Below are 20,895 nucleotides of genomic sequence, written 5' to 3'. Positions count from 1 at the left end.
CTCCCTGTGCCGCCCGGCCGGTGCTTCCGGCGGGCGGCGCAAGGAGGGTGCGGGTCCGGCTACGGCACCCGCGTCACCCCGCGGAGCCAATCCACGGGTGATACCGGGGTAGGGGGTGGAGGAGAAAGAGCCCTCCCTCGCGCTTCCCGGGGGACACGCACGAAGGCTCGGCGGTACGGCTCTTGTCGCCGCACTTTCCGGACGGGGGCGCGCGCTGCGGACGGGGCGCGCGCTGCGGACGGGCGCGCGCGCCGCGGACGAGGGCACGCGCCGCGCGGTGTGTCGCTCCCTGTGAGCTGTGTCCTGTCTGGCCCGTGCCTTGGGCCTCTGCCGCGCTTGTGTTGTGCCCGTGTGCGTGTGCCCGTGTGTAGGTCCTGTGCGCGTGCTCGCTGTGAGTGCGCCCACTGTGAGTGTCCTGTGTCCTGTGTCCTGTGTGCGCTGTGTCCTGCGTCCTGTGTGCGGCTGTCCGGCAGGGGTGTGCGACTGCCCCGCAGGGGTGTGCCGTTGTCCGGCTGCGGTGGGCCGCTGTCCGGCAGCGTCGTCCTAGGTGCGCCCTCTCATGACATCGGTTCCCGCGGTCAGGCTCGGCGGGCGGAGGAGGCGAGGCGGTCGGCGAGCGCGGTGACGAGGTCGCGCAGTTCATCGGGGCGCTCGATGACGAACGGCCGGTCGAGTGAGGCGAGTACCGGAGGCAACCAGTCGAGCCGCTCCGCGCGCAACTCGACGCGCATCCAGCGCTCGGTCGCCGGGTCCTGGCCGGCCGCGGGGTCGTGCTCCTCCAGGCTCGCGACGCCGGCGGGCAGGTGGGCGCGGATCTGCTCGACTGTCCCGTGGATCCGCAAGGTCACCTCGTGCCGGTACGCGGCCGTGGCGAACGCTGACAGCACGCGCTGTGCCGGACCGGGACCCTCGGGTGCTTCGAATGAGCCGGGCAGGGTCCGCGCGTCCGCGATGCGGTCGAGCCGGAAGGTCCGGTCCTCGCCGATCCGGGCGTCCTCACCCGTGACGTACCACCGGCCGGAGTGGGCGACGATCCCGTACGCGTGCAGTGTGCGTTCGCTGCGCCGTCCGTCGCGGTCGGTGTAGCGGATCGAGACCGGGCGGCGGTGGCGTACCGCGTCGGCGATGGTGAGCAGGACCCCGGAGTCCGGGGTGTCGAGGCCGGAATCTCCGGGCTGTTCGGTGAAGGCGAGGGATTCCAGGAGCGTGTCGAGCCTGCGGGCGATGTGCTTGGGCAGTACCCGCCGGATCTTCGCCGATGCCGTCTCGTTCGCCGTCTGCTGCGCTGTCGTCAGCCCTGCCCGGCGGCCGGCGACCAGGCCGAGCAGTACGGCCAGCGCCTCGTCGTCGCTGAGCATGAGCGGAGGCAAGCGGTACCCGGGGGCGAGCCGGTACCCGCCGTAGCGGCCGCGCACCGATTCCACGGGCACACCGAGGTCGAGCAGCTGGTCCACATAGCGCCGCACGGTGCGCCCTTCGACACCGAGCCGGTCGGCCAGTTCGGCCACCGTCCGGGTGCCGCCCGACTGCAACAGCTCCAGGAGTGTCAGCACACGGGCAGTGGGTCGGGGCATGCCCGCAGCCTACCGCGAATACAGGACCGATCCTGTCCACTATTTCTCCTAGTCTGCGACGTGCACGCTCCCAGCACGGCCAAGGAGATTCCCATGGAGTTCGTCTCGATCCGCATCATCACCGGCGACGTGGCACGCCTCGTCGAGTTCTACGAGCGAGCCACAGGGGCGCGGGCGACATGGGCCACCGAGGACTTCGCCGAACTCAGGACCGCGGGCGCCACCCTCGCGATCGCCGGCACCAGGACCGTCCCGGTGTTCGGCCCCGGCTCTGCCCGCCCGGCGGACAACCACAGCGTGATCACCGAGTTCCTCGTCGACGACGTGGACCGCGTCCACCAGAACCTGACCTGCCTCGTCACCGACTTCGTCAGCGGGCCCACCACGATGCCCTGGGGCAACCGTTCGCTGCTCTTCTGTGACCCCGACGGCAACCTCGTCAACTTCTTCACCCCCGTCACCCCGGCGGCCAAAGAGAAGTTCGCACGCTGAAAGCCCGCACGCTGACGCCACGCACAGCCGCTCACCGGGAGCCCTGAGACCCGGGGCTCCCGGTGAACCGGTGAACGCCGGCGCCGGCTCCATGAGCGCCATCCGCGGGCACGCCGATGCGACGCTCTACCGGCTCTTCGATGGAGCCGTGGTGCGGTCGGTGCTACCAGGTGCGTGCGGTGTGGTGCAGGTCCTCGAAGGCCGCGCGGAGGTGGTGCCCGAGTGTGCCGCGCCGAGGGTCGGCCAGCCAGCGGGCTGCGGCGAGTTGGTGTGCGGCGACGGAGACGGCGGCGGTCAGCGTGGCCGCCGGGTCGGACAGGCCCCGCGCGCGCAGTGCGCAGGCGATCGCCTCACCGAGTGCTGCCGCCTTCGCCCGTTCGCGTTCCCGCAGTTCGGCATGTGCGTCGAGGAGGTTCCTGCGACGCTGTGCCGCCTTCCGGCGTTGGTCGAACCAGTTACTGCCGGCTGTGAACGCCGTGAGGACCGCGTCGAGGGGGGACTGCTTCGGGGGTGCGGCGGTGACCGCTTCGCGGATCTCGGCGATGAACCGGTCCTGACCGGGGAAGAGCACCTCGCGTTTGTCGGCGAAGTGGTTGTAGAAGGTGCGCTCGGTCAGCCCCGCCCGCGTCGCGATCTCGGCGACTGTCGTGCGTTCGTAGCCGCGCTCGGTGAACAACTCGATCGCGGCTTCCTGGAGCCGTTCCTGTGTGCCGCCCGGCCATCGTCCCATGGCACGCAGAGTAGTGATTACAGATTCTGCAATCAACGTGTACCGTGATTGCAGAATCTGTAGTCACTATGGTGCTGCGGGACAGGACTGCGGCCGAGCGGGGCCGCGGCCGAGCGGACGATGCGCCCGTGGACCGGAATCAGGCGGAGGATTTCGTGATGGACGCTGCCGGACAGCGGGTGGGAGTGTTCCTTGGAGGCACGTTCGCGCAGGAACCCGGCATGACCAACCTCGTGGACCGGGCTGTGGAACTCGCCCACGAGGTCGTCGGCGCCGGTGTGCAGACCGTGTGGTTCGGGCAGGCGTCGGACTACGACGCGCCTCAGCTCGCGGCGCTGGTGGGCCGGGCGGAGCCCCGGGTGCACGTCGGCACGTCGGTCGTGCCGATGTACCCCCGCCATCCCCTGCTCCTCGCAGCGGCGGCGAAGACCGCGCAGGCAGCCACCGCCGGACGTTTCCGGCTCGGTGTCGGGCTCGGCGCACGCACCGTGCTCGAGCCGCAGTTCGGCCTGGCGTATCCGCCACAGATCCGGCACCTGCGCGAGTACCTCACCGCGCTGCGCCCGCTGCTGGACGGCGACGACTCCGTCTTCGAGGGGGAGACGCTGGCGTCCCGCCCGGTCGGCTCGACGGCCGTGGCCGGGGCCTCGCCGGCGATTCCCGTTCTGGTGGCGGCGATGGGGCCGCGGGCTCTCGCGGCTGCTGGCGAGCTGGCCGATGGAACGATTCCGTTCCTCGCCGGGCCGCGCACGCTCGCCGAACGGATCGTGCCGGTCATCACCGAGGCCGCCGCCGCGGCCGGGCGGCCGGCCCCGCAGATCGTGGCCGGGGTGCCCGCGGTGGTCACCGACGACGCCGCAGCGGCCCGCGAACGGGTGTCGGCCGCCCTCGGCTTCTACGACAGCATCCCGTCCTACCGGAAGGTCATCGCCACCGAGGGGCTGTCGCGCGCGGCGGACCTGCTGGTCGCCGGCGACGAGGACACCGTCGTCGCCGGTTTGCGCCGTTATCTGGACGCCGGTGCCACCGAGGTCATGCTCACCCACACCGACCTCTTCGACGCGGAGGACCGCGCACGGACCTGGAGCGTCGCCCAGCGCCTGTGAACCGGGACCGGACCGGCCGGACCGCCCGCGGCCCACCCTCCCGTGACCGCGTGCCAGGGCCTGGACGACCCGCTGCCGGACCGTGCACCCGGAAACCGGACCGGGCATCCGGAAACCGGACCGGGCACCCGGAAAGGGACCCGGCGAGCCCTCAGCGGTCGCCGGGGGCGACCAGTCCCGACTCGTACGCGAAGATGACCGCCTGCGCGCGGTCCCGCAGTCCCAACTTGGTGAAGATGCGGCTCACATGGGTCTTCACGGTCTGCTCCGCCAGGACGAGCGAGGCGGCGATCTCCGCGTTCGACTGTCCGCGTGCCACCAACTCCAGCACTTCCGTCTCCCGTTCGGTCAGCTCGGCCAGCCGCAGTTGCGGCGCCGAACCGCGTCCCTTGCGCCTGGTGGCACGGGGACTCTGCCGGGCGAACTCGGCGATCAGCCGCCGGGTCACCGAGGGCGCGAGCAGGGCCTCGCCCTCGGCGACCACGCGTACGGCGGCGATCAGGTCGGCGGGCGGCGCGTCCTTGAGGAGGAATCCGCTGGCGCCCAGCCGCAGCGCCTCGTAGACGTAGTCGTCCACGTCGAACGTGGTCAGCATCAGCACCTTGGGCCGGTGGGTGACCCCCGGCGGCGGATCGAGGAGTTGCTGCGCCGCCTCCAGCCCGTTGAGCTGCGGCATCCGGACGTCCATGAGGACGACGTCCGGATGGATGTTGCGGCACACCTCGATGCCTGTCGCACCATCGGGCGCCTCGCCTACGACGTCGATGTCGCTCTGCGCGGCCAGCAGTGCCGCGAAGCCCGCGCGGACCATCGCCAGGTCGTCGACGATGACCACGCGGATCACCTGGGAGGAGGGGAAGGCGCCGGACGCGCCAGTGCCGTTCATGCGGAGGGTATGTCCTTCGGGTCCGTCGCCTTTGCCGTTCCTGTCGTCGCTGTCGTGCCCGTTGCCGTCTCCGCACCCTCCGCGCCGGCACTGGTACCGCCATCGTCACCGCCACCGGTGGCGGGCGGGCGCAGCGGCAGCCGGGCGGCGACGCGGAACCCGCCCTCCGGCAGCGGACCGACCTCCAGCGTGCCGCCGACCAGCCGCACTCTCTCCCGCATGCCCACCAGACCGTGCCCGGTTCCGGTGGTCTCCAGCGGCACTTCCCGCGGCCCAGGAGAGGGGCCGTTGACGACCAGGACGGTCAGGAAACCGGTGCCCTCGTGCTCCATGGTGGTCACCGAGACGCGCGTGGGCGCCCCAGGGGCGTGCCGCACCACATTGGCGAGCGCCTCCTGGACGATGCGGTACGCCGACAGCGTCACCGCCTGCGCGAGTGCCGGACCGGGGCGACCGGGGCCGGAGCCCGCACCAGTGCCGCTGTCCGCGCCGATCGCCCTGTCCGCGGCATCCCCGCGCTCTGTGCCGTCCCCGCCCTTCGTACCGTCGCCGCCGCCGGACGCGCCGGATGAGGCGTCCCCTTCCGGGGCGTCGTCGGCGGCGCCGAGATCGACGTGCAGCTCGGCGGGCACACCCGCGCGCACAGTGGCCTCCACGAGCTGCTCCAGCCGCTCCAGACCGGGCTGCGGCAGGTGCTCCTTGGGAGTGTTCTCACTGCGCAGTACGCCCAGCAGGCGCCGCATCTCGGACAGCGACTCGCGGGCGGTGGCGGCGATGGTGCCGAACTCCTCGCGGGCCTCCGGGGGAATGCCGGAGATGCGGTAGGGAGCACTGTCGGCCTGGACGGTGATGACGGACATGTGGTGTGCGACGACGTCGTGCAGCTCCCGCGCGATGCGGGTGCGCTCCTCCAGGAGGGTGCGCTGGGCGCGCTCCGCCTCGCTGATGGTCTCCTGCTCGGCCAGCCGCCGCTGGGCCTCGGCCCGCTCGCGCAGGGTGGCGCCGAGCAGCAGGGTCGCGCCGCTGAGCACGATCAGCAGCACGTTCGTGCCCTCGCTGCGTTCCGGCGAGACGAACCCCAGCGCGAGGGAGGTGACGACCGTGACCAGCCAGACGGCCAGCAGTGTGCGGCGGCTCTCGCGCAGTGCCAGTGCCAGGCACAGCACGAGGTAGCCCACGATCATCATGGGCGGCCACGGCCAGGGCCGTCCCGCTGTGTCGTCCGTGCCGAGCAGCGCCAGCGCCCCCAGCACGTCGGCGGTGAAGACGATCCACCAGGCGGGCAGCGGCCGGGTCACGCTCAGCAGCAGGGGCGCGGCCTGGGCGACTCCGAGAGCCCCCGCCAGGCCGCCATGGAGCCCGAACTCATGCGAGAGCGCCTGGGCGGTGACCGGGATCAGGACGATCGTGAAACCGAACGCCACCGCATAGGGCAGCCACCGCACCCACCGGGAGGACGCGTGTTCCAGCAGGGGACGGCGGGAGGCCGCGGGCGTGGCCAGGGCGGTCCCCAGGGCACGCAGCCCGTCGCGTATCCCGGTCCCGTCCCGCGGGCCGGACGAGGTGGTGCGCGGGGTCACAGCTCCGCCAGCAGTTCGGCCTTCTTGGCCGTGAACTCGTCGTCGGTCAGCAGGCCCGCGTCGTGCAGCTCGCCGAGGTGGCGGATGCGCTCCGCCACCTCGGCCGGATCCGAGCGCCGGGGCGGTGCGGCGGCGGGGGCCGCGCACACGCTCTCCAGCGCCATGACGGGGTCGGCAGCCCGTACCGCCTCCAGGACCGAGGCGGCGAACGGCAGCGATTCGTAGACCGGGCCGTAGCCGAGGCCGAACACTACGGAGGCCGGGTCCTGGTCGGCCTCCGCGAGCACTTCGGCCCCGCGTGGGCGCAGCCGCAGATGGCCGCTGAGCCCCTCCGGGGAGCGCCATTCGACGCCCTCCAGCTCTCCCACGGGGAAGAACTGGTCGCCGGCCTTCCACTTGGCGGTCGAGGCGCCCGTCCAGAACCAGCGGAAGGCCACCACCTTGCCGTCGAAGGACGCCTTCCCGTCGTATGCCTTGAAGCTCTGCGGGGCGGGCGGTGCGGCGACCATGTAGTGCTCAGCGGGCTCGGCCGCCTCGTCGGGCAGGGCGGCGCGCAGCTCGGTCGCGTAGTAGTCGGCGAGGGCCTCGCGCTCGGCGGGGAGCACCAGGCGATAGGGGTCGCTGCCCTCCTTGAGCTGTCCGGCGGCGGCCTCCAGCAGGGGGTCGGCGCCGTCGCGCGGCACGGCGCGCAGCACCACTGTGCCGCGCTTGCTGCCCCGGGTCAGCTCCACGGCGCTCAGCGCCTCGTACGGAACACGCCGCTCTGCGAGCACCTGAAAGAGCTTCGGCGTGCGAATCCCCCGTTCGAAGCGGATGAGCACGGAGTCTGAATCGAACTCCCAGGTGGAGTGAATTCCAGCCAGTACGTCACCCATGTGGGCCATCGTATGCGGCGGTAGCTTCCGCGTCCCCCTTCTGTGACCGTCTGCCGCGCTACGCGCGCTGATTCGGTACACGGGACGTCCCGGGTGACTGTGGTGACGTCCTCACGCGCCCCCCGCACGCTCCCGGGCGCCCCGGGGCGGCTCAGCCGGGCTCGGGGACGAGTGAGCACTTCGGGTCGGAGGAGTCGCAGGTCACGTCGTCGTACGAGCCGGTGCCGAGCGCGGCGAAGTTGGCGAGGGAGCGGGTGTGGGGCACGAAGTACCCGGTGTGCCCGACTGCGCCGGCGGCCGACAGGCGCCGGGCGCCGAAGCCCTCCGCCACCGGGTCGGCCCCGTGGCCGAGGCCGCCGACGTCCATGTGGGGTACGTCCGCGATCCAGTCGTCGCGGTCCCGCATGGCCCACACACGGGCGCTGGTGTCCAGCTCGGAGGCGTTGTCCACCCGCATGCCCGGGCTGCCCGCCACGGCGATGTCCGTGACGCGGCGCGGCAGGGCGGGCGCGGCGACCCCGCACACCACCGAGCCGTAGCTGTGGCAGAACAGTGCCACCTTGGGCGAGGCTCCCGCGGAGACGGCGGGCAGGCCGCGCAGGAAGTCGTTCAGCCGCACGGCACCGTCCTGTGCGAGCTGGCCGGAGGCCGCGTCCACACCGAGTCCGACGGGCGTGGTGTAGTCGGCCCAGGCAACCGTCGCGGTACGCGTCCCTGGCGCGTCGGCCCGCTGCTGCCGCTGGAGGGACGCGGCCATGCCCACGGGGGCCGAGTACTGCCGTGCGGACTTCTCGAAGGACAGCAGATCGGTGTCCACGCCGGGCACGACGACGGAGACGCGGCGGGCGTGCTCCAGGTCGCCGAAGACCTCGGCCGCGCGTCCGCGGCCCGTCGGGTCGAACGCGAGGATCTGCCGGCCGGGCTGGAGCATCGAGGCGAAGCGGTGCATACGGCGCCCGGCCTCCTGCCGGCCCTCGTCCGTGAGCCGCCGGTCGGTCATCCGCTCGCGCTCGACCGCCCGCGCCTTGAGGAGCGCCGTGCGGTTGGCGCGGTAGCGCAGCTCGACGGGCGCCCCGGCGAGGTTGCCCACGACGAGGGGATAGCGCTGTGCGAGCGTGCGCTGCTGTGCCGCGTCCAGGCCGGCGAAGTAGCGGGCGATCCGCCCCGCGGGGGCGTTCGGGTCGGGCAGCCGGCGCCCGGCGAAGGAGCCCTTCTCCCACGCGAGCAGTGCCGCGGCGCGGGGCCCGGTGGCCGCGTCGTGCTTGCGCACCGCCGTCCAGCCCGTCGTCGCCAGCAGGACGAAGACGACGGCGAGGGCGAGCAGCGCACGCCAGGCGGCGGTGCCCGGGACTCCCGACGAGGGGAGCCCGGATCCGGACAGCGGGTTGCCTAGTGCGGAGAAGTAAGTCACTGAGGCGACACCCTAGGAGATGCGCGGCGCCGGCCCCGCACACACGGGCCTCGCGTGAGTCATCTCACGTTTCATACCGGGCGTTCGGGTCAGCCCGGCGCATCCGTACGGAGGTGTGATCACCCTGTGTGGTCAGCCCATATCGACCACACAGGAGTGTGCGACAGGGTCGTCAGTTCCGCCGGCCCCAGTCGGCCGTCAGTGCGGGACCCAGCTGCGCCAAGTAGTCACGGGTCACCGTGCGTGCGACCTCCAGGGAGGTGTTCTCGCGCATGCTCCACTCCCGTGCCGCCACGCGCATCACCCCGGAGAAGGCCGCCACCAGCACCCGCGGCCGGGGGTCCGTGGCGGGGTCCACCCCGGTGCGCCGGGCGATCTCCTGGACGAGCTTCTCCTCCATCAGGAGCGAGTGGCGCAGGTGTGCGGCCAGCAGGGCGGGCGAGGTCTCGATGACCTGGCACATCTTCAGGTGCAGAGCGAAGGGGACGATCTCCTCGACGGCTCCCTGGACGTCGTCCCAGATGTCGTCGAGGGTGCGCCGCAGACACTCCAGCGGGGGCTCCCCGGGCGGGCTGGCGCGGATGGCCTCGTAGAAGAACGTCCCGACCATGTCCTGCACGAACAGTGCTACCTCTTCCTTGTTGGAGAAGTAGCGGAAGAAGGTGCGCTGGGAGACGTCGACCGCCTCGGCGATCTGGTCGACGGTCGTGGCGTCGTAACCCTGCGTGACGAACAGCTCGTGAGCCGCCACGATCAGGGCGTCTCTCGTACGCTGTTTCTTCCGTTCGCGCAGACCCGTCAACGCCGCTTCCTCTCCTGTGCCGGAATGCTCGCGGGCTGCTCACGATACGTGAGCACAGATTGACATTTACCGGCTAATAATTCTGTTTGTCAATTGTCAGCGACTGACACTACGCTCGCTGACATGAGCACCCAGACCAGCACCGTCGCGCACGGCGCGCCGGAACCAGCAAGCCCCGAGGGCGGCGGGGGAGGGGGAACCCGCGCTGGGCTGCGCGGGCACCCCTGGCTGACCCTCGTCACCGTCGCCTTCGGCGTCACGATGGTCGCCCTCGACGGGACGATCGTCGCCATCGCCAACCCCGCGATCCAGAAGGACCTCGGCGCCTCCCTCTCCGACGTCCAGTGGATCACCAACGGCTATCTGCTCGCCCTCGCGGTCTCGCTGATCACCGCGGGGAAACTCGGTGACCGCTTCGGCCACCGGCAGACCTTCCTCCTCGGCGTCGTCGGCTTCGCCGCCGCCTCCGCGGCCATCGGCCTGTCCGGCAGCGTCGCCCTGGTGGTCGCCTTCCGCGTGCTCCAGGGCATATTCGGGGCGCTGCTGATGCCGGCGGCCCTAGGACTGCTGCGCGCCTCCTTCCCGGCCGAGCGGCTGAACGCGGCCATCGGCATCTGGGGCGCGGTCATCGGTGCCTCCACGGCCGCCGGACCCATCGTCGGCGGTCTGCTGGTGGAGCACGTCAGCTGGGAGTCGGTCTTCTTCATCAACGTCCCCGTCGGCGTGCTCACGCTGGTGACCGGGATCTTCCTGCTGCTCGACCGGCGCGCCGAGAACGCCCCGCGCTCCTTCGACCTGCCGGGCATCGTGCTGCTGTCCGGCGCGATGTTCTGCCTCGTGTGGGCCATCATCAAGGCGCCCGAGTGGCACTGGGGCGACATCAAGACGCTGGGCTTCCTGGCCGTCTCGCTGGTGGCCTTCGTGGCCTTCGGCTTCTGGGAGACGAAGGCCAAGGAGCCGCTCCTGCCCATGAGCATGTTCCGCTCGGTGCCGCTGACCGCGGGCACCGTCCTGATGGTGCTCATGGCCTTCGGCTTCATGGGCGGCCTCTTCTTCGTCACCTTCTACCTCCAGAACGTCAACGGCCTCTCCCCGGTGGACAGCGGTCTGCGGCTGCTGCCGCTGACGGCCATGATGATCGTCGCCTCGCCGCTGGCTGGCTCGGTCATCACGAAGGTCGGTCCGCGCATACCGCTGGTCGTCGCCATGGTGCTGGCCGCGGTCGCGATGTTCGGCCTCTCCACGCTGGACACCGACAGCGGCATGGCCATCACCTCCCTGTGGTTCGGCGTCCTGGGCCTCGGCCTGGCACCCGTCATGGTCGGCGCCACCGAGGTCATCGTCGGCAACGCGCCGCTGCGGCACGCGGGTGTCGCCGGCGGTCTCCAGCAGGCCGCCATGCAGGTCGGCGGCAGCCTCGGTACCGCCGTGCTCGGCGCTGTGATGGCCTCCCGGGTCGGCAGCGAACTGCCCCACAAGTGGGCCGAGGCCAAGCTGCCCAAGCTGCCCGAGCAGAAGGAGGCGGCCCTGAAGAAGGCCGCCGAGGTCGGCATGGCCCCGCCCGCGCCCAAGGGCACCCCGCCGCGGATGGCCGAGGCGATCGAGCACGTGGTGCACGACTCCTTCATCTCCGGCATGGGTCTGGCCTTCGTCTGCGCCGGCATCGTCTCGGTGCTCGCCGCGGGCGTCGCCGTCTTCACCAGCCGTGGCGCGAACGACGCCGGGCCCTCGGTGCACGTCTGACTAAGCGCGGCCCGGGGGGGGCACGGCCCCGTGACGGCCCCGACAACGGCCCGGTGACACCTGGGACTGTGGATAACCAAGCGGTTGTGGACAACTTGGCCACCTGTCCTGGTGAACCGGGCCGTTTGCTCTTGGCCGCCCGTCCGCGGCGCGGACATGCTGGTCGGGCGCCGGGCGATCAAGCGCCCGGCCCCGAGCGGGGGGAGTGATCAGCATGCGAGGCATGTCCGGACGAGGACCGGTGACGAGGGCCAGGGCGGGGGTTCTGGCGGCGACGGCGCTCGCGGTGGCCGCGCTCGCCGTGGCCGCACAGCCGGTCGGAGCGCAGGCCCGGGCGGAGTCCGGCCGACAGGCCGCCGCCGGGAAGGAGCCGGGCGGCTCCCGGCTGGGCGAGTGCGGAACGGGGGAGCTGTGCCTGTGGGCAAGCCCCCGGTTCAAGGGAAAGCCGCGGGCGTATGAGCTGCGCGGGATCGACATCGAGAGCTGTACGCCGCTGCCCGGCGGGGCTTCGGCCACCTCGGCGGCGAACCGCACCGGCCGCCCGGTCACGCTCTACCAGAGCGAGGAGTGCGCGGAGACGGCGGAGTTCGACACCTATCCGTCGGGCTCCTGGACACCCGAACTGCCCTACCGGGCACGCGCGTTCAAGGTGTGGGAGCACTGAGATGCGCGCCGCTGCCACGCGGGGAGGCGCACCGGCTGCCTCCCCGCGCGCACGAAAAGCCGGGTGCGGCCCCCGAGAGGGCCGCACCCGGCGGCAGTACAGCAAGTGGCCGCGGAAGCGGTCAGGCGTCGCCGCCCGCGGTGCCCGGGTCGGCGGCCGCCACCTCCAGCAACCGGTAGCGGTCGATGGCCTGCTTGAGCGCGGAGCGGTCCACCTTCCCCTCCCGCGCCAGTTCGGTCAGCACCCCCAGCACGATCGACTGCGCGTCGATGTGGAAGAAGCGCCGCGCCGCACCACGGGTGTCGGCGAAGCCGAAACCGTCCGCGCCCAGCGACTGGTAGGTGCCCGGCACCCAGCGCGCGATCTGGTCCGGCACCGCCCGCATCCAGTCCGAGACCGCCACCTTGGGGCCGTCGGCCCCCTGGAGCTTGCGGGTGACGTAGGGGACGCGCTGCTCCTCGTCGGGGTGCAGGAGGTTGTGCTCCTCCACCGCGACGGCCTCGCGCCGCAGCTCGTTCCAGGACGTCGCCGACCACACGTCGGCCTTCACATCCCACTCCTCGGCGAGGATCCGCTGCGCTTCCAGCGCCCACGGCAGCGCCACACCGGAGGCCAGGATCTGCGCGGCGTGCGTGCCGCGGTCGCCCGCCCGATAGCGGTGGAGACCCTTGAGAATCCCCTCCACATCCACGTTCTCCGGCTCGGCCGGCTGGCGGATGGGCTCGTTGTAGACGGTCAGGTAGTAGAAGACGTCCTCACCCCGCGGGTGCTCGGGGCTGGAGCCGTACATCCGGCGGAGCCCGTCCTGCACGATGTGGGCGATCTCGAAGCCGAAGGCCGGGTCGTAGGCGACCACGGCCGGGTTGGTGGAGGCCAGCAACTGCGAGTGCCCGTCGGCGTGCTGGAGGCCCTCCCCGGTGAGCGTGGTGCGCCCGGCGGTGGCCCCCAGGACGAAACCGCGCGCCAGTTGGTCGGCCATCTGCCAGAACTGGTCGCCCGTCCGCTGGAAGCCGAACATCGAGTAGAAGACGTAGATGGGGATCAGCGGTTCGCCGTGGGTGGCGTAGGCGGACCCGGCGGCGATGGCGGCGGCGGTGCAGCCCGCCTCGGAGATGCCGTCGTGCAGCATCTGGCCGGTGGGCGACTCCTTGTAGGCGAGCAGCAGCTCGCGGTCCACCGACTCGTACAGCTGCCCCAGCGGGTTGTAGATCTTCGCCGACGGGAAGAAGGAGTCCATCCCGAAGGTGCGGTACTCGTCGGGCGCGATCGGCACGAAGCGCTTGCCGATCTCCTTGTCCCGCATGAGGTCCTTCAACAGCCGTACGAACGCCATCGTGGTGGCGATCTGCTGCTGCCCGGAGCCCTTCTTCAGCGTGGCGTACGCCGTGTCGTCGGGCAGCTTCAGCGGCTTGGCGCGGTTGACGCGGGTCGGCACGTAACCGCCGCACTCCTTGCGGCGGTCGTGCATGTACTGGATCTCTTCCGAGTCGCGGCCCGGGTGGTAGTAGGGCGGCAGCCCCGACTCCAGCTCCTTGTCGGGGATCGGCAGGTGCAGCCGGTCACGGAAGCGCTTGAGGTCGTCGACCGTCAGCTTCTTCATCTGGTGGGTGGCGTTGCGGCCCTCGAAGTTGGGGCCCAGCGTCCAGCCCTTGATGGTCTGCGCCAGGATGACGGTCGGCTGCCCCTTGTGCTCGGCGGCGGCCTTGTAGGCGGCATAGACCTTGCGGTGGTCGTGGCCGCCGCGCCCCAGGTGCAGGAGCTGGTCGTCGGTCATGTTCTCGACCATCTTGCGCAGCCGCTGGTCGCCGCCGAAGAAGTGCTCACGGATGTAGGCGCCGCTCTCGGTGGCGTAGGTCTGGAACTGGCCGTCGGGCGTGGTGTTGAGCTTGTTGACCAGGACACCGTCCCGGTCCTGCGCCAGCAGCGGGTCCCAGGAGCGGTCCCACACCAGCTTGATCACGTTCCAGCCGGCGCCCCGGAAATAGGACTCCAGCTCCTGGATCACCTTGCCGTTGCCGCGGACGGGCCCGTCCAGCCGCTGGAGGTTGCAGTTGATGACGAAGATGAGGTTGTCCAGCCCCTCCCGGGCCGCCAGGGAGAGCTGCCCCAGGGACTCGGGCTCGTCCATCTCCCCGTCGCCCAGGAAGGCCCACACGCGCGACTTGGAGGTGTCGGCGATGCCCCGGGCCTCCATGTAGCGGTTCATCCGCGCCTGGTGGATCGCGCCGATGGGGCCCAGCCCCATGGAGACGGTGGGGAACTCCCAGAAGTCCGGCATCGAGCGCGGATGCGGATAGCTGGAGAGTCCGTGCGGCGCCTTGCTCTTCTCCTGGCGGAAGCCGTCGAGTTGCGCCTCGGTGAGCCGGTCGAGGAGATAGGCGCGGGCATAGATGCCGGGGGAGGCGTGCCCCTGGAAGAAGATCTGGTCGCCGCCGTGGCCCTCGTCCTTGCCCCGGAAGAAGTGGTTGAAGCCCACATCGTAGAGGGAGGCGGAGGAGGCGAAGGTGGCGATGTGACCGCCCACCCCGATCCCGGGGCGCTGGGCCCGCGAGACCATCACGGCCGCGTTCCAGCGGGTCGCGTTGAGGATCTTCCGCTCGATCTCCTCGTTGCCGGGGAAGAACGGCTCGTCCTTGGTCGCGATGGTGTTGACGTAGTCCGTGCTGCGCATCTCCGGGACGGCCACGCGCTTCTCACGGGCGCGCTCGATGAGCCGGAGCATGAGGTAGCGGGCGCGTTCCCGGCCGCGCTCGTCGACGGCGGCGTCGAGCGAGTCGAGCCATTCCTGGGTCTCTTCCGGATCGAAATCCGGGACCTGGCTGGGAAGGCCGCCAATGATGATCGGGTTGCGATCGGATCCGGAAGCCACGCTGTTCCTTCGCTGTATCGGTCGTGTGGTGCTCTGCGAGCCGGGCGGCGGCGCGCGCTGTGGGACGGGGGCGTCGGGGCTGGTCGCGCGCCGCTTCCATCGTGTACCGCCGCTGCTGTGACGTCATCTATACCGATAGGTAACCCGGCCCGCCTCGAGACGGGCCGGAAGGGTGCTGGTGCGGGGGACGACGAGGGGCGGCGGGGGGACGTCAAGAGGGGCGAACCGAACCTTACGCTCATCTGGGACGCGGGCCCGTTCCCGCTCCGACCACCCCAAACGTCCGTTCGGCCCCCGGTGTACCCCTACGGCTCCCCCGGCTCAGCCTGGGCAAACCTGGCGGATCGCGACGATCGTAATGTGGCCTGAATCACTCTCGATCAGGCATTGTGGGATGAGACGTCAACGTTTGGGCGGGATCGACGGCCGGGTACTTGCGTGATCCGGCCCGCCCGTGTGGACTACGGCTCATGCCTCGCGTACGCGCGAGGCGCAACCCCATATTCGTAAGACATGACTGGAGGCAATCCGTGAGCGCGACCGCGGACCACGCGGAGGAGCGGACCAACCCCGCCGCAAGGCTGGGTTTCCAGCCCGGACAGGTGGTCCAGGAGATCGGCTACGACGACGACGTCGACCAGGAGCTCCGCGAGTCCATTGAGGAGATCACCGGCACGGAGCTGGTCGATGAGGATTACGGCGACGTGGCCGACGCCGTGGTGCTGTGGTTCCGCGATGAGGACGGCGATCTGACGGACGCGCTCGTGGACGCGACCACCATGATCGACGAGGGTGCCCCCGTCTGGCTGCTCACCCCGAAGACGGGGCGCGAGGGCTATGTCGAGCCCAGCGAGATCGGCGAGGCGTCGAAGACCGCGGGCCTTGCCCAGACCAAGAGCTTCAACGCGGCGAAGGACTGGACGGGCAGCCGTCTGGTCACCCCGAAGGGCGCCCCGACCAAGCGCTGAGCTGTGCCGACGGGTGCCGCCCCGGCCACGGGCCGCTCCCGTCGGCGCGGCGGGCCCCCGGGTGCCCGAGCCGCCCACCGGCCCGCCGCAGTCCCAACCCGAGAGTCGCCGCACGGCGGCACCGCCCGCACGGTGGCACCACTCTCACGGCGGCACCGCCCGCACGGCGGTAGCGCTCTCATGGCGGTAGCACTCGCACGGTGGCGGTGCCCTGCGGCGGCGGTGCTCCGCAGCGTCGGCAGGGGTCCCCCGCGCGGCCCCACGGGCGGACCCGGCCGCGCGAAGCCTCTCCGAGCGTCCACCGCGACGGTGGTGTGCGGCCCCTCGAAGGCTGCGGCCTGCCGTACTCCGGCCGACCCCGCGCGGTGCGCCCCGGGCGATCTCGTATGCCCCGTACCCGGGCATGCTGGCCGTTTCCCCGGGCATGCCCGCCCCGCCCACTCGCCCGGCCCGCCCGCGAGGCGGCCGGACCGTCCCCGAGTCCCGACCGTCCCGGAGCCTCGGACGGTCCCGGAGCCCCGGGTGGTCCCGGGGTCGTGGTTGTTGCTTCCGGCGTGTGTGTGACGAGCCCCTGACCGGCCCACGGCCGGCGGGGGCTCGGCGCATAGGGTGGGTGGCGTTCTCAAGCCCGCCCACCGAAGGGAACCGTTATGGCGATCGCGGCAGGTACCAAGGCACCCGACATCGAGCTGAAGGACCAGCACGGCCAGCTCGTGCGGCTCTCGGACTTCAAGGGCAGGAAGAACGTGGTCCTGCTCTTCTACCCCTTCGCGTTCACGGGTGTGTGCACCGGTGAGCTGTGCGCGCTGCGCGACGAGCTGCCGAAGTTCGTCAACGACGACGTGCAGCTGCTGGCCGTCTCCAACGACTCCCCCTTCGCGCTGCGCGTCTTCGCGGAGCAGGAGGGGCTGGAGTACCCGCTGCTGTCCGACTTCTGGCCGCACGGCGCGGCCTCGCGCGCCTACGAGGTCTTCGACGAGGAGAAGGGCTGCGCGGTACGCGGCACCTTCATCATCGACAAGGAGGGCGTGGTGCGCTGGACGGTCGTCAACGGCCTGCCGGACGCCCGGGACCTCAACGACTACGTCAAGGCGCTCGAGACCCTCTGAGCACTTGTGACCACTTCCGTCGCGCAGAGCCCTGGGAGTGCTCCCCCACGCGCCCGGCACTGCCCGGCACGAGCCGGATCCGCTCCGTAAGAAGGCTGTGCCGTGGGGAACCGCTCACTAGGATCGAATCGTTGATCCGACGGCATCCGTAAACGGGGGCACGCAGTGCTCCTCACGAACTACTGACCAGGAGGACTCGTGGGAGTCAGCCTCAGCAAGGGCGGCAACGTCTCGCTGACCAAGGAGGCGCCGAACCTGACCGCGGTCATCGTCGGTCTGGGGTGGGACGCGCGTACGACCACCGGCGCCGACTTCGACCTCGACGCGAGCGCCCTGCTGACGAACGCGGAGGGCAAGGTCGCCAACGACCAGAACTTCGTGTTCTTCAACAACCTCAAGAGCCCCGACGGCTCCGTGGAGCACACCGGTGACAACCTCACCGGTGAGGGAGAAGGCGACGACGAGGTCATCAAGGTGAACCTCGCCGGGGTGCCCGCCGACGTCGAGAAGATCGTCTTCCCTGTCTCGATCTACGAGGCGGAGAGCCGGCAGCAGAGCTTCGGCCAGGTGCGGAACGCCTACATCCGCGTCGTCAACCAGGCCGACAACAACGAGCTGGCGCGCTACGACCTCAGCGAGGACGCGTCGACCGAGACGGCCATGGTCTTCGGCGAGCTGTACCGCCACGGCGCCGAGTGGAAGTTCCGCGCCATCGGCCAGGGCTACGCCTCCGGCCTGCGCGGTATCGCCCAGGACTTCGGAGTGAACGTCTGAGGTCTGGCGGGATTCCGCGCCCCGCGGCCCGCCGAGGGCCGGCGGGGCGCGTCTGCCAGGGTTCGGCAGCAAGGGGCGCCGCAGACTTCCGTAACCGGGAGGTGTGCGGCGCCCGGCGGTACGGACACACTGAAGGCACCGCCGTGCTCCGCACGGCTGCCCGGACCCCGGCTTGTCGCCGGGCCGGGCGGCCCGTGCGGGTGGGGCGGGACGGGAAGCCGGGAGAGCCGGGGACAGTCGCGAACAGCCGGGGACAGGAAAGCCGGGGAGAGGAACAACGAACATGAGCGTGACGCTCGCCAAGGGGGGAAACGTCTCCCTCTCGAAGGCCGCACCGAACCTGACCCAGGTCCAGATCGGCCTGGGCTGGAAGGCCCGCTCCACCACGGGCGCCGACTTCGATCTCGACGCGAGCGCGCTGCTGTGCTCCGGCGGACGCGTCCTCGGCGACGAGTACTTCATCTTCTACAACAACCTCAAGAGCCCCGAGGGATCGGTCGAGCACACCGGCGACGAGCTGGTCGGCGGCACCGGCAGCGGGGACGACGAGACGGTGCTGGTGGACCTCTCCCTGGTCCCCGCCCAGGTCGACAAGGTGGTCTTCCCCGTCTCGATCTACGACGCGGAGAACCGGCACCAGACCTTCGGCCAGGTCACCGATGCCTACATCCGGGTGGTCAACCGCGAGGACGGGGTGGAGCTGGCCCGCTACGACCTGACCGAGGACGCCTCCTCGGAGACCGCGATGATCTTCGGAGAGCTTTACCGCTACAACGGTGAGTGGAAATTCCGTGCAGTCGGGCAGGGGTATGCGTCGGGGCTGCGGGGCATCGCTCTAGACTTCGGCGTCAATGTCGCCTGAGGGCCCCATACGTCACCGGCAGCACAGCCGGCACACCCCTAGCGACACTCTGTGAACATATGTAGCCCGGATACCGGATTGGGAAGCCAGTGCTCCTGAAAACCTTTGGCTGGTCCTTCGGCGTCACCGCCGTCGGTCTTGCCGCAGCGGCGTTCTTCTGGGGGTGGGAGGCGTTCGCCCTCGTGGCGATCCTGTCCATCCTGGAGATCTCGCTGTCGTTCGACAACGCGGTCGTCAACGCCGGCGTACTGAAGAAGATGAACGCCTTCTGGCAGAAGATCTTCCTCACCATCGGCATTCTGATCGCGGTATTCGGCATGCGGCTGGTCTTCCCGGTCATCATCGTCGCCATCAGTGCCAAGGTCGGGCCGATCGAGGCGGTGCAGGTCGCGCTCGACAACCCCGACCGCTACGAGCAGTTGGTCACGGACGCGCATCCGGCCATCGCCGCGTTCGGCGGGATGTTCCTGCTGATGATCTTCCTCGACTTCATCTTCGAGGAGCGCGACCACAAGTGGATCGGCTGGCTGGAGCGCCCGCTCGCGCGGCTCGGCAAGGTCGACGGGCTCTCCCTCTGCATCGCCCTGATCGTGCTGTTGGTGACGGCCACCACCCTGGCCACCGCCGCGCACCAGCACGGCGGCGCACATGCCGACAAGTCCGGCACGGTGCTGCTCTCCGGCATCGCGGGACTGATCACCTACCTGATCGTCGGCGGTCTCTCCGGCCACTTCGAGGACAAGCTGGAGGAGGAAGAGGAACGCGAACAGGAGGAAGAGGAGGCGGCCAAGCGGGCGGGCAAGCAGCCCTCGGCGGTCGGACTGGCCGGCAAGGCCGCGTTCTTCATGTTCCTCTACCTGGAGGTCCTGGACGCCTCGTTCTCCTTCGACGGCGTCATCGGCGCCTTCGCGGTCACCAACCACATCTTCTGGATGGCGCTGGGCCTGGGCATCGGCGCGATGTACGTCCGGTCGCTCACCGTCTACCTGGTGCGCCAGGGCACCCTGGACGACTACGTCTACCTGGAGCACGGTGCGCACTACGCCATCGGCGCCCTGGCGGTCATCCTGCTCGTCACCGTCAAGTACGAGATCCACGAGGTGATCACCGGCTCCATCGGTGTCCTGTTGATCATCGCCTCCTTCTGGTCCTCGGTGCGGCGCAACCGCGCTCTCGCGGCTGCCGGGGCGAAGGACGGCGGCGGGGGCGAGAGTGAGCAATCCGAGGTGACCTCGGGCGTGTGACCGCCCGCTGAACGAGGAACGCTCCCAGCGGGGCGGCTTCGCGGCGTCGCGCGGGCCCACGGGCACGCGCGCCGCCCCGGTGCCGCCCCGCGGTGCTGAGCGGAAGCCAGAGGACGAGTGGGGGTGCGGGATGGTCTCCCTGTGGGAGAACTGGCGGCGCGGTGTGGGCATGTCCCGGCGTGGACCCAAGTTCGACACGGTCGGCGGCCCGTCGACATACGCGGTGGAGCTGACCAAACGGCACTCCGAGCTGTCGCTGACCAAACAGGGCGCCGACTCCGGCAGCCTGCGGGTCAACCTGTCGTGGCGGATGCGCAGTTCGGACCTGGACGGGCGGCCCCGGCGCACCACCTCGCTGCGCCACCCGCTGCGGGCCTTCAAACCGGAGGTGGTGCAGGCGCACACCCAGGGCGTCGTCAACGTGGACCTCGACCTGGCGTGCATGTACGAACTGGTGGACGGCAGCAAGGGCGTCGTCCAGCCGCTCGGCAACTTCCTGGGCGACTGGAACGCGCCGCCCTACGTCAAGCTCACCGGTGACGACCGCTTCGGTTCGCCGTCGGGCGAGACGATCTACATCAACCTGGACCACAAGGACGAGATCAAGCGGCTGCTGATCTTCGTCTACATCTACGACGGCACCCCGGCGTTCGACCGTACGCACGCCATCGTCTCGCTCTTCCCCAGCAGCGGGCCCCGCGTCGAGGTGGGCCTCGACGAGCGGGCCCCGCAGGCGCGCTCGTGTGCGGTGCTGCTGATGGAGAACGTCAAGGGCGAGCTGATCGTGCGCCGAGAGGTGCGCTACGTCTACGGCTTCCAGGCGGAGCTGGACCGGCTCTACGGCTGGGGTCTCCAGTGGGGCCGCGGCTACAAGACGCAGAAGGTCTGAGGGGCCTACGCCGCAGCGAGCCCGTGCGCGAGTGGGGCCCGGCCGCGCCGGCCGGGCCCCACTCGTCCTGAGCCTCGTTGTGAGCTGCGTCCTGCCCTTCGTCTTGTCCTTTGTGCTCTTCGTCCTGTCGTTCGTCGTGTGTGCCGCCGCCCGGTCAGCGGTGGGTGAGGAACTGCGGGCCCTGGGGCGGCAGCGTGAACGCCGGGTCGGGCTGCGGATACCCGTAGGTGGGCTGGGGGTATCCGTAGGCCGGCTGGGTCGTCGGGGGCTGCTGGGGCGGCTGCTGCGGGGGCTGCGGGTAGCCGTAGCCGGGCTGG

General features: G+C 70.7%; 18 protein-coding genes. 10 read left to right on the top strand and 8 right to left on the bottom strand.

Annotation, left to right across the window (positions count from 1 at the left end; all coding sequences use genetic code 11):
• Nucleotides 1–578: 578 nt before the first annotated feature.
• A complete protein-coding gene (locus FM076_RS09990) occupies nucleotides 579–1,574 on the bottom strand; it encodes a helix-turn-helix transcriptional regulator (RefSeq protein WP_173869552.1) in 996 nt (331 codons plus the stop codon).
• Nucleotides 1,575–1,667: 93 nt separating this feature from the next.
• On the opposite strand from FM076_RS09990, the gene FM076_RS09985 reads away from it, so the two are divergent.
• A complete protein-coding gene (locus FM076_RS09985; protein WP_173869550.1) occupies nucleotides 1,668–2,066 on the top strand; it encodes a VOC family protein in 399 nt (132 codons plus the stop codon).
• A gap of 163 nt (nucleotides 2,067–2,229) precedes the next feature.
• On the opposite strand, the gene FM076_RS09980 is transcribed toward FM076_RS09985, so the two are convergent.
• Nucleotides 2,230–2,796, bottom strand: a complete 567-nt coding sequence (locus FM076_RS09980) for a TetR/AcrR family transcriptional regulator (protein WP_173869548.1) — start codon at nucleotides 2,794–2,796, stop codon at nucleotides 2,230–2,232.
• Between the two features lie 158 nt (nucleotides 2,797–2,954).
• Between FM076_RS09980 and FM076_RS09975 the strand changes: the two genes are divergently transcribed.
• Nucleotides 2,955–3,902 carry a TIGR03564 family F420-dependent LLM class oxidoreductase gene (locus FM076_RS09975; protein ID WP_173869546.1) on the top strand — a complete coding sequence of 316 codons (948 nt, stop codon included), beginning with the start codon at nucleotides 2,955–2,957 and terminating at the stop codon, nucleotides 3,900–3,902.
• Between the two features lie 151 nt (nucleotides 3,903–4,053).
• Here FM076_RS09975 and FM076_RS09970 read toward each other — a convergent pair whose 3' ends face one another.
• The 5 genes from FM076_RS09970 to FM076_RS09950 form a co-directional block, all read right to left on the bottom strand.
• Complete coding sequence (locus FM076_RS09970) at nucleotides 4,054–4,788, bottom strand: response regulator (protein ID WP_173869544.1); 735 nt, start codon at nucleotides 4,786–4,788, stop codon at nucleotides 4,054–4,056.
• Complete coding sequence (locus FM076_RS09965; RefSeq protein ID WP_173869542.1) at nucleotides 4,785–6,368, bottom strand: histidine kinase; 1,584 nt, start codon at nucleotides 6,366–6,368, stop codon at nucleotides 4,785–4,787. The genes FM076_RS09970 and FM076_RS09965 overlap by 4 nt, the downstream gene beginning before the upstream one ends.
• Complete coding sequence (locus tag FM076_RS09960) at nucleotides 6,365–7,243, bottom strand: DUF4429 domain-containing protein (protein WP_173869540.1); 879 nt, start codon at nucleotides 7,241–7,243, stop codon at nucleotides 6,365–6,367. The genes FM076_RS09965 and FM076_RS09960 overlap by 4 nt, the downstream gene beginning before the upstream one ends.
• A gap of 151 nt (nucleotides 7,244–7,394) precedes the next feature.
• Complete coding sequence (locus FM076_RS09955; protein ID WP_173869538.1) at nucleotides 7,395–8,654, bottom strand: alpha/beta hydrolase; 1,260 nt, start codon at nucleotides 8,652–8,654, stop codon at nucleotides 7,395–7,397.
• Nucleotides 8,655–8,826: 172 nt separating this feature from the next.
• The gene (locus FM076_RS09950) at nucleotides 8,827–9,456 is read right to left on the bottom strand and encodes a TetR/AcrR family transcriptional regulator (protein ID WP_173869536.1); all 630 of its coding nucleotides are present in this window, start codon (nucleotides 9,454–9,456) and stop codon (nucleotides 8,827–8,829) included.
• 123 nt (nucleotides 9,457–9,579) lie between these two features.
• On the opposite strand from FM076_RS09950, the gene FM076_RS09945 reads away from it, so the two are divergent.
• Nucleotides 9,580–11,199, top strand: coding sequence for an MFS transporter (locus tag FM076_RS09945; RefSeq protein ID WP_173869534.1), 1,620 nt, complete (start codon nucleotides 9,580–9,582; stop codon nucleotides 11,197–11,199).
• Nucleotides 11,200–11,413: 214 nt separating this feature from the next.
• Nucleotides 11,414–11,863: a peptidase inhibitor family I36 protein gene (locus FM076_RS09940; protein WP_173869533.1), complete on the top strand. Its 450-nt coding sequence runs from the start codon at nucleotides 11,414–11,416 to the stop codon at nucleotides 11,861–11,863.
• Between the two features lie 121 nt (nucleotides 11,864–11,984).
• Here the strand turns inward: FM076_RS09940 and aceE are convergent, their stop codons facing one another.
• Entirely contained in the window at nucleotides 11,985–14,732 is a 2,748-nt protein-coding gene (aceE, locus tag FM076_RS09935) for a pyruvate dehydrogenase (acetyl-transferring), homodimeric type (RefSeq protein WP_173869532.1), read from the bottom strand.
• Between the two features lie 530 nt (nucleotides 14,733–15,262).
• Here aceE and FM076_RS09930 point away from each other — a divergent pair.
• The 6 genes from FM076_RS09930 (at nucleotide 15,263) to FM076_RS09905 (ending at nucleotide 20,578) form a co-directional block, all read left to right on the top strand.
• Nucleotides 15,263–15,700 carry a DUF3052 family protein gene (locus FM076_RS09930; RefSeq protein ID WP_173869531.1) on the top strand — a complete coding sequence of 146 codons (438 nt, stop codon included), beginning with the start codon at nucleotides 15,263–15,265 and terminating at the stop codon, nucleotides 15,698–15,700.
• A 650-nt stretch (nucleotides 15,701–16,350) separates the two neighbouring features.
• Nucleotides 16,351–16,809, top strand: a complete 459-nt coding sequence (locus FM076_RS09925) for a peroxiredoxin (protein ID WP_173869530.1) — start codon at nucleotides 16,351–16,353, stop codon at nucleotides 16,807–16,809.
• A 198-nt stretch (nucleotides 16,810–17,007) separates the two neighbouring features.
• A complete protein-coding gene (locus FM076_RS09920; protein WP_016468794.1) occupies nucleotides 17,008–17,583 on the top strand; it encodes a TerD family protein in 576 nt (191 codons plus the stop codon).
• Nucleotides 17,584–17,866: 283 nt separating this feature from the next.
• Nucleotides 17,867–18,445 (top strand): TerD family protein, encoded by a 579-nt coding sequence (locus FM076_RS09915; RefSeq protein ID WP_173869529.1) that lies wholly within the window; start codon nucleotides 17,867–17,869, stop codon nucleotides 18,443–18,445.
• Nucleotides 18,446–18,534: 89 nt separating this feature from the next.
• On the top strand, nucleotides 18,535–19,689 hold the full coding sequence (locus FM076_RS09910; RefSeq protein ID WP_173869528.1) for a DUF475 domain-containing protein: 1,155 nt from the start codon (nucleotides 18,535–18,537) through the stop codon (nucleotides 19,687–19,689).
• Nucleotides 19,690–19,819: 130 nt separating this feature from the next.
• On the top strand, nucleotides 19,820–20,578 hold the full coding sequence (locus tag FM076_RS09905; protein ID WP_173869527.1) for a TerD family protein: 759 nt from the start codon (nucleotides 19,820–19,822) through the stop codon (nucleotides 20,576–20,578).
• Nucleotides 20,579–20,895 lie beyond the last annotated feature (317 nt).

It is taken from the genome of Streptomyces albus subsp. chlorinus (genome assembly GCF_013302895.1).
Lineage (GTDB): Bacteria > Actinomycetota > Actinomycetes > Streptomycetales > Streptomycetaceae > Streptomyces > Streptomyces chlorinus.
Note: the sequence above shows the minus strand (reverse complement) of the source record. Positions and strands in the feature narration are given on the sequence as shown.